Annotated in this window: 17 protein-coding genes; 16 read left to right on the top strand and 1 reads right to left on the bottom strand. The window is 33.1% G+C overall.

Translation table 11 applies throughout. The features are described from left to right. Positions 1-93: 93 nt before the first annotated feature. Positions 94-855, bottom strand: a complete 762-nt coding sequence (locus tag GSY47_RS23155; protein WP_179004128.1) for a type 1 glutamine amidotransferase domain-containing protein — start codon at positions 853-855, stop codon at positions 94-96. Positions 856-940: 85 nt separating this feature from the next. Here GSY47_RS23155 and GSY47_RS23150 point away from each other — a divergent pair, with 85 nt between their 5' ends. The 16 genes from GSY47_RS23150 (at position 941) to GSY47_RS23075 (ending at position 17,490) form a co-directional block, all read left to right on the top strand. Continuing rightward, positions 941-1,846 (top strand): LysR family transcriptional regulator, encoded by a 906-nt coding sequence (locus GSY47_RS23150; protein WP_179004130.1) that lies wholly within the window; start codon positions 941-943, stop codon positions 1,844-1,846. Between the two features lie 115 nt (positions 1,847-1,961). Further along, a complete protein-coding gene (locus GSY47_RS23145; protein WP_179004132.1) occupies positions 1,962-2,333 on the top strand; it encodes a PKD domain-containing protein in 372 nt (123 codons plus the stop codon). Between the two features lie 114 nt (positions 2,334-2,447). Beyond that, positions 2,448-3,140, top strand: a complete 693-nt coding sequence (locus tag GSY47_RS23140; RefSeq protein ID WP_179004134.1) for an NUDIX hydrolase — start codon at positions 2,448-2,450, stop codon at positions 3,138-3,140. 9 nt (positions 3,141-3,149) lie between these two features. After that, complete coding sequence (locus tag GSY47_RS23135; RefSeq protein WP_179004136.1) at positions 3,150-4,352, top strand: M48 family metalloprotease; 1,203 nt, start codon at positions 3,150-3,152, stop codon at positions 4,350-4,352. Position 4,353: 1 nt separating this feature from the next. Next, a complete protein-coding gene (locus GSY47_RS23130; protein WP_179004137.1) occupies positions 4,354-9,759 on the top strand; it encodes an AAA domain-containing protein in 5,406 nt (1,801 codons plus the stop codon). A gap of 92 nt (positions 9,760-9,851) precedes the next feature. Beyond that, positions 9,852-10,685: a ribose-phosphate diphosphokinase gene (gene prs / locus GSY47_RS23125; RefSeq protein ID WP_179004139.1), complete on the top strand. Its 834-nt coding sequence runs from the start codon at positions 9,852-9,854 to the stop codon at positions 10,683-10,685. Positions 10,686-10,833: 148 nt separating this feature from the next. Further along, positions 10,834-11,166, top strand: a complete 333-nt coding sequence (locus tag GSY47_RS23120; protein ID WP_068842008.1) for a hypothetical protein — start codon at positions 10,834-10,836, stop codon at positions 11,164-11,166. Positions 11,167-11,168: 2 nt separating this feature from the next. Next, complete coding sequence (locus tag GSY47_RS23115; RefSeq protein WP_179004141.1) at positions 11,169-12,044, top strand: hypothetical protein; 876 nt, start codon at positions 11,169-11,171, stop codon at positions 12,042-12,044. Positions 12,045-12,220: 176 nt separating this feature from the next. Continuing rightward, positions 12,221-13,303 carry an adenylosuccinate synthetase gene (locus GSY47_RS23110; protein ID WP_179004143.1) on the top strand — a complete coding sequence of 361 codons (1,083 nt, stop codon included), beginning with the start codon at positions 12,221-12,223 and terminating at the stop codon, positions 13,301-13,303. 9 nt (positions 13,304-13,312) lie between these two features. Next, positions 13,313-13,840, top strand: a complete 528-nt coding sequence (locus tag GSY47_RS23105; protein WP_179004145.1) for an NADAR family protein — start codon at positions 13,313-13,315, stop codon at positions 13,838-13,840. 6 nt (positions 13,841-13,846) lie between these two features. Further along, complete coding sequence (locus GSY47_RS23100; protein WP_179004147.1) at positions 13,847-14,260, top strand: ADP-ribosylation/crystallin J1; 414 nt, start codon at positions 13,847-13,849, stop codon at positions 14,258-14,260. Continuing rightward, positions 14,257-14,763 (top strand): O-acetyl-ADP-ribose deacetylase, encoded by a 507-nt coding sequence (locus GSY47_RS23095; protein WP_179004149.1) that lies wholly within the window; start codon positions 14,257-14,259, stop codon positions 14,761-14,763. The genes GSY47_RS23100 and GSY47_RS23095 overlap by 4 nt, the downstream gene beginning before the upstream one ends. 42 nt (positions 14,764-14,805) lie before the next feature. Further along, complete coding sequence (locus GSY47_RS23090; RefSeq protein ID WP_179004151.1) at positions 14,806-15,348, top strand: RNA 2'-phosphotransferase; 543 nt, start codon at positions 14,806-14,808, stop codon at positions 15,346-15,348. 2 nt (positions 15,349-15,350) lie between these two features. After that, on the top strand, positions 15,351-16,082 hold the full coding sequence (locus tag GSY47_RS23085) for a metallophosphoesterase family protein (RefSeq protein ID WP_179004153.1): 732 nt from the start codon (positions 15,351-15,353) through the stop codon (positions 16,080-16,082). Positions 16,083-16,084: 2 nt separating this feature from the next. Next, a complete protein-coding gene (locus GSY47_RS23080; protein WP_179004155.1) occupies positions 16,085-16,537 on the top strand; it encodes a nucleoside 2-deoxyribosyltransferase domain-containing protein in 453 nt (150 codons plus the stop codon). 17 nt (positions 16,538-16,554) lie between these two features. After that, positions 16,555-17,490: an ADP-ribosylglycohydrolase family protein gene (locus GSY47_RS23075; protein WP_179004157.1), complete on the top strand. Its 936-nt coding sequence runs from the start codon at positions 16,555-16,557 to the stop codon at positions 17,488-17,490.

Raw genomic sequence — 17,490 nt, 5'->3', positions numbered from 1 at the left:
TTTAGCATCGGGTTAATTTTATTCTTTTAATTTTTGATAAAAAGCCAAGTTGCTAAAATCTTAGAACCTTAGCAACTTAGTATCTCAGAATCTTTAGTTCAATTTCTGTAATAATTTTCCAGCTACCAATTTAGATGATGCCGGGTTTTGACCTGTAATTAAAAGTCCGTCTTCTACTGCATATGGCTGCCAGTTTGGTCCTTTAGAAAAAATACCTCCGTTTGAGGCTAAAGCGTCTTCTAATAAAAACGGAACCACTTTTGTTAAACCAACCGCTTCTTCTTCATCATTAGTAAATCCGGTTACTTTTTTACCTTTTACTAAATATTCCCCTTTTACTTTTACGTTTTTCAAAACAGCAGGAGCGTGGCAAACAAAAGCTACTGGTTTATTGTGCGTATAGAAGGATTCAATTAAAGCAATAGAGTTTTGATCCTGCACCAAATCCCAAAGCGGACCATGTCCTCCTGGATAAAATACAGCGTCATAATCTTTTTGATTAACAGTGGATAGTTTTAAAGTGTTTTTTAATTTTTCTTGTAAAACTTTATCAGCGTCAAAACGTTTGGTGTCTTCTGTTGCCGAAGCAGGATCAGCACTTTTTGGGTCAATTGGCGGTTGTCCTCCAAGGGGAGACGCAATTGTAATTTCAACACCTTGATCTAATAATTCATAATAAGGAGCAGCAAATTCTTCAGACCAGAATCCCGTTTTTTCTCCTGTATTGCCCAGCTTATCGTTGCTGGTTACAACAAATAATACTTTTTTCATTCTTTTTTTATTTGATTTTTGAGCCAAAGCAGATGTGCTTACAGCTGTAAATGCAATTATTGCGAGTAATGCTATTTTCTTCATAAGATTAAATTTTGAACAAATTTACGGCTTATGTGATATCAGTAAAAATAAAATAAACTATGTTTGTTATAAACAAATTTATATCATGGTAAATCTTGAATGGTACAGAACATTTAAGGCGGTTTATAAAAATGGTAATTTTTCAGTAGCCGCCAAAGAGTTGTTTATGAGTCAGCCTGCGGTTAGTCAGCAAATTTCTATGTTAGAAGCGCATGTTGGTAATAAATTATTCAACCGAAAATCAAAAGGCGTTGAACCAACAGAATACGCTAAGTTACTGAATAATTTGATAATAGATGCGCTTGATCGTCTCGAAAGTGTCGAAACTAGTTTCAGAGCTAAAGCAGAAGATGCGAATCGTTTAATATCTGTCGGCATTTCGAAACATCTTTTTGAGTGTGTTGGAAATCTCCTGATTTCAAAATTTGATTTAATCGATTTTACTTTCGCAGAAAACGATGAACTCTTTGCATTAGTTGATGCTAAAAAATTAGATTTTGCCATTACCACAAAACGATTTGATACGTTTGATACAACTTACGAAGTTGTTGGAAAAATCAAATTGATATTAGTTGCTCCAACTTCTTTGGATATAACTGAATTCCGTCAGAAATTAAAATCAGATAATTTTACTGAAATCGAACAGTGGCTCAATGCACAAAAGTGGTACAGCCATGATGCGAGAATTCCGCATATAAAAGTGTTTTGGCTTCATGCTTTCAATAAAAAAAGACCTTCGATGGTTCCTAATTATATTATTCCTTCAGAATCAGAAATGCTTCGTCTTTTAGGCAAAAATGAAGGAGTTGCGGCTACATGGAATTGTAACGCGAGAGAATTTATTAAAAAGAATAAACTACAGTTATTGTGGAACAGTTTTCATGTGCCAGAAGAATTCGTGTATTTATTGGCTCCGAAGAATAACAACTTAAAATCGTTTTTTGATATCATTGAAAAAGAACTGAAGTTGTTTTTTGGAAATCGTTTATGATGCACTTTATCAATTGATTACCCTTGTCTTTCGAGTGAAAATTCTTTCTTATTCTTTTGAATATGTCTTTTAAAAAGAATAAATTTGAGAATACAAACCACTAAAATTTCCAATTATGAAAAAGATTGCAACAGTTTTAATGTTTACCATGGTGTTTTTTATGATCAATTCTTGCAGTAAGAGCGATGATGCGGCAATTGTAGACTGTTTTGGTGATTCTATTTTAACCGAATTAAAACATTCGCCAGATGGAACAAATTCGAAAATAATTAATTACTCTATTCAATATAGCGGCAGCAATACCGTAACTTCTGTAAAATGGACTTTTGGAGACGGAACTCCTGCGCAAACTATAACTGGAACTACCGGAGCTGTATCGCATACTTACAGTGCGACTGGAACATTTGAAGTAAAAGCAGATGTAACACTTTCCAAAGACGGAGGAAGTTGTACTGTAAGCCCAAAGAAAAATGTTACGGTAAATTAGATAACCGAAAAAGAAAAAGATATTTAGTGAGAGTCAGTTTTATAATTTATGCTTTTGCATTAGATTATAAAATTGACTCTCATTCGTTATATTTGTTTGATACGATTTTAGATTATGGAAAATTTGCAAAATATTAGAATTGCGGTTGATGCGATTGTTTTTGGTTATAAAAACAATGATTTGTATGCGTTATTGATTGAACAGCAATTTGGAACTTCAGAAAAATATTGGGCTTTACCGGGCGGTTTAGTTCAGAATTCAGAATCTCTGAGTGATGCGGTTATTCGGGAACTGCACGAAGAAACCAATGTACAGCTTACGTTTATGGAACAGTTATATACTTTTGGAGATGATATTTACAGAGATTCCAGAAACCGTGTAATTTCTGTTGCTTATTATGCTTTAGTAGATGCTTCCAATTTAGAAATCAAAGCAGATACAGATGCTGAAAGAGTACAATGGTTTAAGATTGATGAAATTCCACCTTTGGCATTCGATCATAATAGTATACTTCAAAAAGGAATTGAAAGATTGAAAGCAAAATTGACTTACGAACCAATTGGCTTCGATTTATTACCGGAAGAATTCCTTTTTTCAGATCTTGAGAATCTTTATTGTACCATTTTAGAAAAAGAAATAGAACGTCGTAATTTCCGAAAAAAAATACTCAGTTTTGGAATTGTAGAAGAAACAGAAAATTATTCGCCAATAAAAACAGGACGTCCTGCCAAATTATTTCGATTTAATAAGAAGAAATATAATGATTTGGCAAAAGACGGCTTTCATTTCGAAATAAAATTTGCTTAAAATAACATTATGATTAAACCATTTCCGTTTCATTCTGATTTAAGAGATTATTTCAAGAAACAAGATAAAACATGGTCTTGGTTCTCTGAAGAAAAAGTAAAAGTAGAACAACAAGAAGCATACAAAACCGATTTACTAAAAAATTCCTATCGCATAGATCCGCAGACGGAACCAAAAGTGTATGAAATTTTACAAGTTGCAAAAGATAAATTGGGGATTATTATTCCGATTACGATTTATCAGTCGCAATCTATGGATGGCAATAATGCAGGAGTTGTTTTTTTTGAAAAAGAAGCACATATTATTCTTTCCGGAACTATTTTAAAATTGCTGAATGAGGAGGAATTACTGGTTTTATTCGGGCATGAATTGTCGCATATTTTGCTTTTTAATTTAGAAAATGGCGATTTTGAAATCACAAACAGAATCATAAATACTATTGCCAGCGATCCTAAAAGTGAATTGTTTTATTACGAAACATCCAGATTATATCAGCTTTATACTGAATTATTTTGTGATCTCGGCGCGCTAAAAGTGAGCGGAAGTCTGGAAACTACAATTGAAACTTTGGTTAAATTGAATACAGGTTTAGAAAAAGTTTCTGCCCAAAGTTATTTAAAACAAGCCGACGAAATTCTCGAAAGAATCCAAAAAGGTTCAGAAGGCGAAACACATCCCGAAAATTTTATTCGTGCTAAGTCATTAGAAATTTTTCAAAATGATAATGCCAATTTTTATTCTAAAACAGAGAAAATTATTTCAGGCAAAATCGATCTTCATCAATTAAATTTATTTACCAAAAAATTGGTTTTTGATGTAACAAAAGAATTAATATCGATTATTTTAAAACCAAAATGGGCACAATCTGAATATTGTATTGCGATGTACAAACAGTATTTTTCTAATGCAGACAGAAAAAATGATATTATTATTGATGAGACATTCAAACTAAAAATAGAAAACAGCAGGAAAAATCTAAAAGAGTACTATGGTTATGTAATGCTGGATTTTGCACTATGCGATCCTGATCTCAAGGAAGCATTTATAGGGCATATTTTGGATATTTCTGAACAATTAGGACTTGAAGAGGAGATAAAGGTGATTTTGAAAAAGGAATTAAATCTCACTGACAAGACGTATAAAACTTTTAGTCAAAAGTGTACTGCGACATTAAACACTATTTTACAATCTGATCTCGAAAATACTTATTAAGATGGCTGCACCAATAAAAGAATCAGCTTTTTACGAATTCATTTCCGAAAATTTTCAAAAAGGGACATTTTCAAGCGATGATATTATTGCGATAATACTGCCTTTACTAAAAACAGTTTCTGCTATCCATAATCAGGGAAAAGTAGCCTCGCTAGACAATATTTCTTCGATTTATATCGAAAACGGACACCTTCATATTGCCGATAATGCATTTGAAGTAAAACAAAATTTGAAACCAATTCAGGAATTGTTTACTAGTAAAAGCAAGGCATTCGAAATTTCAGGACTTCATTATAATACAACTGAGATAGGCGAGAATGTAGTAAGTGAATTTGGTGATAAAAGTGTTTCGGAAAACGAAGAAACAAATACTAAAAAAGCTATTTATGTAAAAGATTACGGCTGTTTTGAATTTGAATTTGGGCATCATGATCCTGTAACGGATATTTTTGTTTTGGGAATGATTTTGGCCAGTATCACGCTTCAATTTGATTTTACAGTTCTTGACGATGTAAAGCGTTTTGTAGAATACCGCAAGAAAATGTATTTTCTTAACAGTAAAATAAATCCTGCAATTGCGAATATTATTCTCGGAATGACCGAATTAAACCGAAATAAAAGATGGAAAGATGTTAATGAAGTAATCGAAAAACTTAAAAATTACAGAGATTACGATCCTGAAAATGAATACGATTTATCGAGTCTGATTGATTCTAAAGTTCAGAATAAAAAACAGTTTATTCACGAAAAACTCCGTAATAGATTATTTGATAACAGCAAACGCAACAGACTTTTATACTTTCAGCCCAATTTAAAATTCTTAAATCTTACGGTTTCTTCCGTACCGCAAGCTTTAGATTATAAAAATATCGATCCGAATTCTATTTTCTACTGGAATGAGGAAATATCAAATAAAATAAGCAAAACCAGTACTATTTCGCTTAATAAATATTTAGAAATTGGAGACAATACGTATATTGTGCCCACTCTCGATAAAATACGTTTAGAAGCCAATAAAGATATTAATGAATATGGTTTCAGCCAGTTAAAATTGGTTATTTGTAATCTGAACTGGTTTAACACAAAAGAAAATAGTTCAGAGAAAATAGTTTCGCCTTTGCTTTTGGCCTCTGTAACACTTACAAAGAAAAAAGGCTTGAAAGATCAATATTCTTTAGAATTTCTGGATTCTGAAGTTGAGGTAAATCCAGTTCTGGCAAATGTCCTCAAAGAATTATACGACATTCGACTTCCAGAAAGAATTCAGCTTTCTGAAACTAAAATCGAATCGGTTTATGAATTATTGCGTGTGCAGGTTGAAAAAAACAATTCAGGAATTGTTTTGGATTATATTGACAAACCCAAAATTAAACTAATCTATTCTCAGGCCAAACAAATTCTGACACAGTTTAATAAACGCTCAAAAAAGAAACAAGCAATTCAGGATCAGCGCAGTTTGAGTTATTCGTATCAGCAGGAAAATTTTCAGCCGTATGGGTTAGAGTTATTTCGTAATTATGTTTTTACACATGCTTCTTCTTTAGAATATTTGATAAATAGTGATATAAAAAGAAATGCGCATTTTTTTAATGAAAACAAAACGATAGAAAGAGAGTTTTACCAACTTGACGAAGGTGATATAAATCCTTTTCGCTGGGAGTTTGATACCTGTAATTTGATTCTGGGTAATTTTAATTATAAAAAAATGTCTCTTGTGCGCGATTACAATCAGGTTATTGAGAGCGATATAGAAAGTAATGTTTTCAAAAATCTGTTTGATTCTCTAGCGCAGAAAAATTTTAAAAACGAACTGGAATCAGGAAATAGTTTTACCAAAACGTTTAATGTTGTGGCGAGTGACCCGACACAAAACAATGCGGTAAAATATTCTGAAACCGGCGAAAGTTATATTATTCAAGGACCGCCAGGAACCGGAAAATCGCAAACTATTGCCAATTTAATTGCTAATTATGTTGCCCGAGGGAAAAAAGTACTGTTTGTCTGCGAGAAACGTGCCGCGCTCGATGTGGTTTTTTATCGCTTAAAAAATCAGGGATTAGACGATTTATGCTGTTTGATTCACGATTCTCAAGCCGATAAAAAAGAGTTCATTTTAGATTTAAAAAAGACATTCAACGATTTTACGGCTTCTAAAAACAAATTTCAAGCAATAGCAGATAACCGCGTAAAACTGGTTCGCGAAATTGATAATGAAATTAATAAAGTAGCATCTTTTCATGATTTTATGAATGCAGAAATTGATGCCGAAAACAATCTGACCATTAAATCTCTTTTTGATGTTTTAGTTTCTAGTACACACAAAGCTTTATTAGATAATCTTAATACCCTGGATGATAAAGCTGGTTTGCAGGACTGGAATAGAAATCAGGAAGTTTTACAGAAATGGTATGCGATAAATCTGGAAACCAATCAATCTGAGTTTTTTTCTGTGCATCCTTTCCGTTTTTTTAAAACAAATGTATTCCATAATTACAAGAACATATCTGACTTAAAAAATGATCTCGAAAACAGTCAGGAGATATTAGAAAATATTTCAGAACGATTAGATTTTATTTCCATTCCACCAGAAATAGATACCTTTTTTGAGCTTCAGAAATTCTTGCGCAGAGCAATGGCAACTTTTGTCTATTTTGACGCTAATATGGCCGAATTATTAGAGCCGAACAGCAGTATTTTCAGATCGCTGGAAAACGATGTTCAGACGTTATTAAAATTAAGAAATGACATCGAAAAGTCTGCCAAACAATATCCGTATTGGAAAACGAATATATCTGAAACCGATGCTAAAAACGCTTTAGAAATAATCAGAAAGAACGAAAACAGTTTTTTTAATTTTATAAATTCAGATTATAAAAAAGCAAAAAATGAGATTCTTGCTGTTTACGATATCAATAAACATGCTGTAAAACCGAGTTTGGTTGTTGTTCTAGAGAATTATTGTGCTCAGTTTGAACAGGAAGAAAAGTTCAATACTTTAAAAACTGATTTCGAAGGCAAATATAATCTGGGTGATTTATTTGAATTGAAATACCATACCGAAACGATTAAGAAAGAACTGGATGAAACGATTTTAAAGTTTGGCGAAAAATTAGAGAAATCAGAAAGAAAAGAAGTTGTAGAGCTCAAGAATTTATTTTTAAAAGTAAGTTCTTCTTTAGTTAACAGCATCGAAAATTATGAAAATTTAAGTTTATCAGAGATAGAAAATGAGATAACTGCGATCAATTCCAAAAAGATTTATTTTGATTTATATGCTTCTTTTTTTGATGAAATTCAAGATTTAAATCCGTCTGTAATTCAGTTGTTAAAGACAAAGAAAATCCCGCTTGAACATCTCAAAATTACTTTGGCGGAAAGATCATTAGAAAAGTATTATGCTATAAATTATACGCATAAAAAATTCAACATGGATATGCTGCATACTTCCATTCAAAGGATAAAAAAAAGGTATGCCGATTTATTAGAATTGAATGGGAAATATATTGTTGCGAAACAAATCAGTAATCTTAAAGAACTGATTTTAACTTCAGAGATGTCTGTTTCCGGAATGACGGCAGATCAAAAAGAAGCAAAAAAATCAATAACCGAAGGAAGAAAAATTCTGGAAAATGAATTCAGCAAGAGCATCAGATTTAAATCAATACGTGATTTAGCTTCTTCAGATTCAGGACAAATTATCCGAGAAATAAAACCCGTTTGGTTAATGAGTCCATTGAGCGTTTCGGATACTTTACCTGTAAACGAAAACTATTTTGATGTCGTAATTTTTGATGAAGCGAGCCAGATTACACTTGAAGAAGGACTTGTGCCGATTTATAGAGCCAAACAAACCATTATTGTAGGTGATGAAATGCAGATGCCTCCAAGTAATTTCTTTGGCAGTTCATCAGGAAATCAAGATGATTTATGGAAAGATGCTACAGAAGAAGATGATGATTATTTTTCTTTGGATGCCGATAGTTTCCTGACACAAGGCGCGCGAAAATTTCCGTCTATTATGCTAGGATGGCATTATCGCAGTAAACATGAGGCGCTAATTGGTTTCTCAAATGCTTCTTTTTATGATAGTAAGCTGCTTACAATTCCAGATTTAAAAGATCATAGTAAATTTTCTGAACCTATTATTGTTGAAAAGGTACAAGATGCGAAAGCTAATTTAGAACAGCTTTTTTCTAAACCGATATCGTATCATTATATTAAAAATGGTGTTTATAATAATCGTTCAAATACATTAGAAGCACAGTATATTGCCAATATAGTTCGCGAAATTTTAATGCAGAATAAAGAACAGAGTATAGGAATTGTCGCTTTTTCAATGGAACAGCAAAACGAAATTGAAACTGCTATTGAAGCACTTTGTATAGATGATAAAGTTTTTGAAAACTTATTGGAAGAAGAATATAAACGAATTGAAAACAATCAATTTGTGGGGCTTTTTGTCAAAAATCTGGAAAATGTACAAGGTGATGAACGTGACATTATTATTATGAGTACCTGTTTTGGTTATAATCCTAATGGCAAAATGCTGATGAATTTTGGTCCGATCAACAAACGCGGCGGGGAAAAACGTTTGAATGTTATTTTTTCCAGAGCAAAGAAAAGCATGTGCGTTGTAAGTTCGATCAAATATTTTGACATTAAAAACGAATACAATGAAGGGGCTAATTATTTTAGAAAATATCTTCAATATGCCGAATTGGTTAGTTTAGGACAAGTAGAAGCCGCTAATAATGTTCTGAATTCTATTAACAATAAAAATAACACTGCAACTTCGAGCATCATTGCCGATCAAATTCAGGATGAGATTTCTAAAATGGGCTATTCTACAGTTAAAAATGTAGGTCAGAGTAAATTTAAATGCCATTTGGGAATCAAAAAAACAGACGAAGACGAAGAATTTGTTTTAGGAATTATGATTGATGACCATGTTCATTATGCCAATGACGATATTTTGGAGCAATATCTTTTGAGACCAGAAATTCTAAAAAACAACGGCTGGAATGTCTGTCAGATTTACATCAAAGACTGGATAGAAAACAAACCAAGAGTTTTAAAAATGATCGGTGCGGCACTTAAAAACGAATATTTCTTTGAAGAAGAAGAAATAGAAAGTTTAAATACAGACATTGAAACCATTGAAGTAGAAAACCAAAATCAGGATTTAAACGGAAATGTTGTTTTTGAAAGATACCTTAATACTTCAAACGGAAGTAATAAATTTTGGGAAATAAGCCAACAGGATAAAAATATTATTGTGCAGTACGGAAGAATAGGAACCAAAGGACAAAAAATGGTTAAAACTTTTGATAGTGAGGATAATGCGATAAAAGAAAAACGAAAATTAATAGCCCAAAAACTGGCAAAAGAATATTTTAAAGAATCTTAAATTATAACTTTGCGTAATTTTTACACAAAATAAATTGTTTATTCAAAATTTAATTCTACATTTGCGTATAATTAACGCAAACTAAAAAAACTATGATACTAAATCTCGACCCAAAATTCGCTCCGATTCAAAATCAGGAAGAAATCAAATTTCAAAGTTTTACATTTTCTGGCGGAGAACCGCACATTAAAATCAATCCGGATTTTGATGTGAATCAGAAAGTAACGATTACACACCGATTGAATTCATTCAACGATTTAGGTTTGTTGTGTATCACAGTTGATGCGTTACGCAGAATGGACGTTAAGATCATCGATCTTTTTATTCCGTACTTCCCTGCTGCGAGACAAGATCGTGTTATGATTCCTGGAGAACCTTTATCTGTAAAGGTGTACGCAGACATTATCAATGCCATGAAATTGAATAAAGTGTTTGTTTTTGATGCACACTCTGAAGTAACTCCGGCTTTATTGAATAATAGTACTGTAATCCCGAACTATACTTTTATCAAAGAAGTGCTAAATAAAATTGGTCAGAACGTAAAATTGATTTCTCCGGATGGAGGCGCTTTAAAGAAAATCTACAAAGTTTCTGAATTTTTAGGCGGTGTTGAGGTTGTAGAATGCAGTAAAAGCCGAGATGTAAAAACAGGAAAATTATCTGGATTTAAAGTGTACGAAGAGGATTTACAGGGAATGGATTGCTTAATTGTAGATGATATATGTGACGGAGGCGGAACCTTTGTTGGTCTTGCCGAAGAATTGAAAAAGAAAAATGCAGGAAAACTGTACTTAGCCGTAAGCCACGGAATTTTCAATAAAGGTTTCGAAGTTTTAAATTGCTTTGACGGCATTTTTACAACGAACTCTTTTAAAGACTTTGAAGGCGAAAGTGTTCAAGTGATCGGATTGGATCAATTAGTTTAAAGTTTCATCTTGCTTTTAGGAACGTGAAATTTTAAACCTGAAACCTGAAACAAAAAAATACTATTAACTGTTTCCGGTTTAAAACCCAAATTTTAAGTTCAGTGCACAACTTGAAACAAGAAAAACCTGAAACAAAAACCACAAAACAATGAGCGATTTAAAACCAAGATTTATTGAATCTTTAAGAAGAAACAATGATCAGATTAGAGAAGACAGAGCCAAAACAATTGGTGAGGATTCAGAATTAATATACAGACGAAGAGTCGAAGATATCGAATTAAAAATAAAAAGACTCGAAAGAGAACAAGAAGGATTGATCGATATTAGTCCGCTGGATAAAAACAGTTTAACCTTTGCCGATTTTCAGCCAGAAGCTTTTGTACAAAAAGATATGGAGCTTGCGCTGACCATCAGAAATTTGAATATCCAGTTTGAAGTAACAAAAAAGAGATTTGAGTATTTATTTGGTAAAACATTTTAGTCATGGGAGGTACAAGATATGATTTCGGGGCTCGTGAAGACAGAGCAAAAAAAGTAGGATATGCCAGCAAATCAGCTAGCGAGATATTTACACAGAATGCACTAAGAATGGCGCATGAATCTATGAATCCGAATGGAGTGGTTTTTAGAGAAGCGAGAGATTCAGAAGTTCATCCCAATACAGTTCCAATTATTTTAGGACTGGACGTTACAGGAAGTATGGGGCATATTCCGCATGAACTGATAAAAGAAGGACTTCCAAAATTAATGGGAGGAATTATTCAAGGCGGAGTTCCGGATCCGGCACTTTTATTCTTAGGAATCGGAGATCACGAATGTGACAGATATCCTTTGCAAGTAGGGCAATTTGAATCTGGTGACGAAGAGCTGGATATGTGGTTGACAAGAACTTATATTGAAGGTGGAGGAGGAGGAAATGCCGGCGAAAGTTATCTTTTAGCGTGGTATTTCGCAGCCTTTCATACCAAAACAGATGCTTTCGAAAAAAGAGGGCAAAAAGGATTGTTGTTTACAGTAGGTGATGAGCCAGGTTTAAAAACACTTCCTGCATCAGCAATTAAAGAAATTATGGGTCAGGGACAGCAGACTTATACACATCTTGAATTATTGGCAGAAGCGCAAAAAAGATACGATGTATATCATATCAGTGTCTTGCATTCAGGACAAGCGATTAATGCCGATGTGGAATGGAAAGAATTGTTAGGACAAAACTGTTTATCAATAGAAGATCACAGGGAAATTCCAAATGTAATCAAGAAAATCATCTGCGATAAACATAAAAATTCAGGTTCAGGTTTAGGGACTATACCAGTTTCTGATACAAACGACACAGGTTTAGATAGTATAGAAATGCTTTAAATTTTTTAAACACATAGAGACATAGATTTTTATTTTGAATTTGAAAGATTAAAGAAAGAAACTAGTTTCTAACACATAGCAACTATGTGAATTAATGCAAGTGAAATGCCTTTTTTTAGTTTCGAAAGTCTATGATTCTATGTGTTTAAAAATAATTACGCAACAATTAAGTGAAAATGAAAACAGCACAAATAGTTATAGGTTTAGGATTTGGTGATGAAGGAAAAGGAATAACAACAGATTTTCTGGCAAAACAAAATCCTGAATCTATAGTTATTCGGTTTTCGGGAGGACAGCAGGCGGCGCATACGGTTATGATTGGCAATCAAAAACACGTTCATTCTAGTTTTGCCAGTGGTGCGTTACGAGGACTTCCCTCTTATTACAGTGAACACTGTACAATTCATCCGCTTTTTTTATTTAATGAAAGAGAAGAATTGAAAGAAAAAAACGCTAATCTGGATTTATACATTCATCCCTTAGCAAAAGTCACTACTCCTTTTGATGTTTGGCACAATCGAGGAAATGTGAGAAATATTGATCACGGAACCTGTGGAAAAGGCATTGGTTCAACCATGAAAAGAAACGAAGGGCCATATAAATTGTTTGCCATAGACTTGATTGCGCCCCGAGAAATGCTTTTAGAAAAGTTAAACCAAATCGCATACTACTATGGATTTTTAAATGAAAGTGGAATCGACGAAGAAATTCAGGCTTATCTAGAGGCAGTTGATAACATAAATTGGAATATTGCCGATTATACTTTCCTATCAAAATACGATAATTTAATTTTTGAAGGAAGCCAGGGAATACTGCTTGACATGGATCACGGCGTTTTTCCAAATGTGACCTATGCCAGTACAACTTCAAAAAATGCAGTTGAAATCTGCAATAAACTGAAGGTCGAAGCAGTAGAAATTTATTATATAACCAGAAGTTACACCACAAGGCACGGACATGGCTGGATGCCGAATGAAAGAGAAATACAATTAAAAAATAACGAAGAAGAAACCTGTGTTTTCAACGAATATCAAAAACAGCTCAGATTTGGGGATCTGGATTACGATTTGTTGAATTATGCTTTAAAATTAGATGCGGCTTATAGTCCAATGGTAAAAAGAAATTTGGTAGTAACCTGCATGGATCAGCTTGAAAAAGAGTATGAATTTGAAAAACTGACAACGGATTTTAATTCTATTTACGGATCATTTTCGCCCGATTCAAAAGATTTTAAAGAAATTACTTCTTTGTTTCAATAAATAGAAAAAATGAAATACAATATAGACACTATAGCTCCGGAAAGTAAGTTTTTATTTTTCTGGGGACATCAACCAAGTAAAGACGGAACGATTACTAAAACTTGCTTTAGTCAATGGTGGTTAAGTTCATTTCAAGAAAATGGTGTGACCTACAAGACAGCGGAACACTGGATGATGGCAAAGAAAGCCGAATTATTCAAAGACCAAGAAATTTTAGATAAAATCATAAAATGCAATTCTCCAGCCGAAGCCAAAAAGTTAGGTCGTAAAGTGAGAAATTACGACGATAAAATTTGGTTAGAAAACCGATTTGAAATTGTAAAAGAGGGAAACTATCACAAATTCAATCAAAATCCTGATTTGAAAACCTTTCTTTTAAACACTAACGAGAGAGTTATTGTAGAAGCAAGTCCAGTTGATCCAATTTGGGGAATTGGAATGGCAAGCGATCATACTCAGGCGCTAAATCCTGAAAAATGGAAAGGTTTGAATTTGTTGGGTTTTGCTTTGATGGAAGTTAGAGATGAATTGAGATAAATGATTATGGATACAACAAGATTATATCGACCTGTTGGATTAAAAGAAATGGAACTGATAGCAGATTTAGGTTACAAGTCCTTTCCTCCGAGATTAGAATGGCAGCCTATTTTTTATCCGGTAATGAATCAGCAATATGCAGAACAAATTGCTTTTGAATGGAATACCGTTGATGAATTTTCAGGATTTATTGGAATTATTACTGCTTTTGAAGTTAAAACTTCTTTTCTAGAAAAGTATGAAATCCAAAATGTTGGCGATAAAAATCACAATGAACTTTGGATTCCGTCTGAAGATTTAAATGATTTCAATTCTAATATTATTGGTGAAATTGAAGTAGTAAAAGTACATTTCACAGATCGTTCAGAAGTAAGTTCAAATGTTGGACTAATGGACAAATTAAATGAATTTAAAAAATGATTTTAGAACTTCTAAAAGCAGATATAACTGAACTTAATGTTGATGCCATTGTAAATGCTGCAAATACTTCTTTACTGGGCGGCGGCGGAGTTGATGGTGCAATTCATAGAAAAGGAGGAAAAGCAATTTTAGAAGAATGTGTTCAAATTCGAAATAAACAGGGCGGTTGTAAAACAGGTGAAGCGGTTATCACAACGGCAGGAAATTTACCATCTAAATATGTTATTCATACAGTTGGCCCAGTTTGGAATGGCGATAAAGAGGAGAAATCTAAATTGTTAGCAGACTGTTACAAAAATAGTTTGAATCTGGCTATTCAAAATGGAATAAAATCTATTGCTTTTCCGAATATTAGTACTGGAATTTATCATTTTCCAAAAGATAAAGCAGCAGAAATTGCAGTAAACACGATAAAAGATTTCGATAAATCAGAAAAAATAGAAAAGGTAATATTTGTCTGCTTCGATGATGAAAATTACAAGATTTACAAAAAACTTTTGTAGATGTTCCGTCGGAACATTTCACAGGTAGAAAAAAAAATTAAAATGAATGAAAATATAGCAAAGAGCGTCAGCAAGTTTTTGAGTCTGGTGCTCAGACATTCGCCAGAAAAAATCGGATTAAAATTAGACGAGAATGGCTGGGCAGATGTCAATGAATTAATAGCAAAATGTACTAAAAAAGGAAATCGTCTCGATGCTGCACTTTTGGATTATGTTGTAGAAAATAATGATAAAAAGCGTTTCGCTTATAACGAAGATAAAACGAAAATTAGAGCAAGTCAGGGACATTCTATTTCGGTTGAATTAGACTTAGCAGAAACAGAACCTTCAGAATATTTGTACCACGGAACAGTCGGAAAATTTATGGAAAATATCAGAAATGAAGGTTTGAAAAAAATGAGCCGTCAGCATGTTCATCTTTCCAAAGACAAAGAAACGGCAACAAAAGTAGGAAGCAGAAGAGGAATTCCTCAGATTTTAACTGTTAGAAGCGGGGAAATGTTTAGAGACGGATTTAAATTTTATTTATCCGAAAACAATGTCTGGTTGACAGATGAAGTTCCGGCAAAATATATTGAGTTTTAAAAATGAAAAGAACCCTAGTTTTTGGAGATATTCACGGTGGATTAAAAGCCTTAATTCAGTTATTAGAAAGAATCAATTATTCAGAAAATGACCAGTTTGTTTTTTTGGGTGATTATGTTGACGGTTGGAGCGAATCCAAACAACTGATTGATTTTCTCATTGAATTGTCTCAAAAACAAGAATGCATTTTTATCAAAGGAAATCATGATGTCTGGTGTCAGGAATGGTTAGAGAATGATGTTATAAACGATATTTGGTTTCTGCACGGAGGAAAATCAACGATAGAAAGTTATGATGCTATTGAACTTTCAGAAAAACAAAAACATCGTGATTTCTTCAATTCAATGAAAGATTATTTTGTAGACGAAAACAACAATTTGTTTATTCATGCTGGATTTTCATCTATGCATGGGCCAGAAAAAGAACATTACAAAACCAATTATTCATGGGATAGAACTTTGTGGGAAATGGCTCTGACAATGGATAAAAGAATTCAGAAAAATTCCATTTTATACCCAAAAAGATTATTGCTTTTTAATGAAATTTATATTGGTCATACGCCAACATTAAATTATGATGTCGAAATTCCAATGCAGGGATGCAATGTTTGGAACATAGATACCGGAGCAGGTTTTTATGGAAAGTTGAGCTGTATAGATGTCGAAACGAAGCAATTTTGGCAAAGTGATGCTGTGCAGACATTTTATCCAAATGAAAAAGGAAGAAATAAATAGTCATGAAAAGAATTTTTAGATCACCCGAAGAAATACCATTTCAGAATGATGTCAAAACCATTTTTTTAGCTGGTTCTATAGAAATGGATAAAGCGATTAACTGGCAATTACATTGCGAAGAACAGTTGCAAGACAAATACATTATTTTTAATCCCAGAAGAAAGGAATGGGACAGCAGTTGGTCACAAACGATAGAAAATCCTAATTTTAAAGAGCAGGTTAATTGGGAACTTAATGCATTAGAAAAAGCCGACATCATTATCATGTATTTTGTAGCCAATACCATGTCACCTATTTCTTTACTGGAATTTGGGCTTTATGCACAATCTAAAAAGATGAAAGTGGTTGTGGAAGAAGATTTTTGGCGTAAAGGAAACATTGATATTGTTTGCGAAAGATATGGAGTGGAGCAGTTTAAAACTTTAGACGAATTAATTCAAAATCTGCTTGACTAATAGGAAGGGAAAAAATCATGAAAAATAAAATAGAATCAGGTTTATTTGGTTTGGCAATTGGCGACGCTTTAGGCGTTCCGGTTGAATTTAAATCAAGAGAAAAATTAAAACAGGATCCAGTTGTCGATATGATGGGGTTTATGTCCTGGAATCAGCCGCCTGGAACATTTAGCGACGATAGTTCATTAGCTTTTTGTACTGCCGAAAGTCTGTGCAAAGGTTACGATATAGAAGATATGGCTCTGACTTTTGTAAAATGGATGCAGGAAGGATATTGGGGAGCGCATAACAAAGTATTTGATATTGGCGGCACTACAAAACATTCTTTGGCAAGAGTTGTAAAAGGAGAATCAGCTAGAAATTCGGGTAATTTTTTTGAAGAAGATAATGGCAATGGTTCTTTAATGCGTATTTTGCCATTAGTTTTTTATCTTCAGAAAGAGAATGATATTGAAGTTATCTATAAAAAGGTAAAAGAAGTTTCATCAATTACACACGCTCATTTTCGTTCAGGGTTTGCCTGCTTTATTTATGTTGTATATTGTTTGGAGATTTTAAAAGATAAAGATAAATTCGAAGCTTATAAAGAAATGCAAAACGTTCTTTCGAAGTTTTTAGAAGATAAAAAATATAATCCTGTCGAAATTCAACTATTTGAAAAGCTATTGAAAAATGATATCTGGACATTTCCTGAAAATGAAATTCGGGCATCTGGGTATGTACTGCATAGTTTAGAAGCCAGTTTTTGGTGTTTTTTAAATTCTGATTCGTATAAAAAAACAGTTTTAAAAGCAGTTAACTTAGGAGAAGATACCGATACAACGGGTGCAATTGCTGGAGGATTGGCAGGAATTTATTACGGAATTGAAAATATTCCAGAAAAGTGGATTGACAATTTGGCAAGATCCAATGATATTGAAGATTTAGCATACCGATTATCACAAAAAATATAA

The organism is Flavobacterium quisquiliarum (genome assembly GCF_019308285.1).
GTDB lineage: Bacteria > Bacteroidota > Bacteroidia > Flavobacteriales > Flavobacteriaceae > Flavobacterium > Flavobacterium quisquiliarum.
The sequence above is the reverse complement of the archived record's forward strand: the minus strand, read 5'-3'. Positions and strand labels throughout refer to the sequence as shown.

Coding starts and splice junctions, on each gene's coding strand:
- GSY47_RS23100 (WP_179004147.1), top strand. CDS start 13,847: ATGGATACAACAAGATTATATCGACCTGTTGGATTAAAAGAAATGGAA.
- GSY47_RS23140 (WP_179004134.1), top strand. CDS start 2,448: ATGGAAAATTTGCAAAATATTAGAATTGCGGTTGATGCGATTGTTTTT.
- GSY47_RS23145 (WP_179004132.1), top strand. CDS start 1,962: ATGAAAAAGATTGCAACAGTTTTAATGTTTACCATGGTGTTTTTTATG.
- GSY47_RS23150 (WP_179004130.1), top strand. CDS start 941: ATGGTAAATCTTGAATGGTACAGAACATTTAAGGCGGTTTATAAAAAT.
- GSY47_RS23095 (WP_179004149.1), top strand. CDS start 14,257: ATGATTTTAGAACTTCTAAAAGCAGATATAACTGAACTTAATGTTGAT.
- GSY47_RS23130 (WP_179004137.1), top strand. CDS start 4,354: ATGGCTGCACCAATAAAAGAATCAGCTTTTTACGAATTCATTTCCGAA.
- prs (WP_179004139.1), top strand. CDS start 9,852: ATGATACTAAATCTCGACCCAAAATTCGCTCCGATTCAAAATCAGGAA.
- GSY47_RS23120 (WP_068842008.1), top strand. CDS start 10,834: ATGAGCGATTTAAAACCAAGATTTATTGAATCTTTAAGAAGAAACAAT.
- GSY47_RS23090 (WP_179004151.1), top strand. CDS start 14,806: ATGAATGAAAATATAGCAAAGAGCGTCAGCAAGTTTTTGAGTCTGGTG.
- GSY47_RS23115 (WP_179004141.1), top strand. CDS start 11,169: ATGGGAGGTACAAGATATGATTTCGGGGCTCGTGAAGACAGAGCAAAA.
- GSY47_RS23105 (WP_179004145.1), top strand. CDS start 13,313: ATGAAATACAATATAGACACTATAGCTCCGGAAAGTAAGTTTTTATTT.
- GSY47_RS23080 (WP_179004155.1), top strand. CDS start 16,085: ATGAAAAGAATTTTTAGATCACCCGAAGAAATACCATTTCAGAATGAT.
- GSY47_RS23155 (WP_179004128.1), bottom strand. CDS start 855: ATGAAGAAAATAGCATTACTCGCAATAATTGCATTTACAGCTGTAAGC.
- GSY47_RS23110 (WP_179004143.1), top strand. CDS start 12,221: ATGAAAACAGCACAAATAGTTATAGGTTTAGGATTTGGTGATGAAGGA.
- GSY47_RS23135 (WP_179004136.1), top strand. CDS start 3,150: ATGATTAAACCATTTCCGTTTCATTCTGATTTAAGAGATTATTTCAAG.
- GSY47_RS23075 (WP_179004157.1), top strand. CDS start 16,555: ATGAAAAATAAAATAGAATCAGGTTTATTTGGTTTGGCAATTGGCGAC.
- GSY47_RS23085 (WP_179004153.1), top strand. CDS start 15,351: ATGAAAAGAACCCTAGTTTTTGGAGATATTCACGGTGGATTAAAAGCC.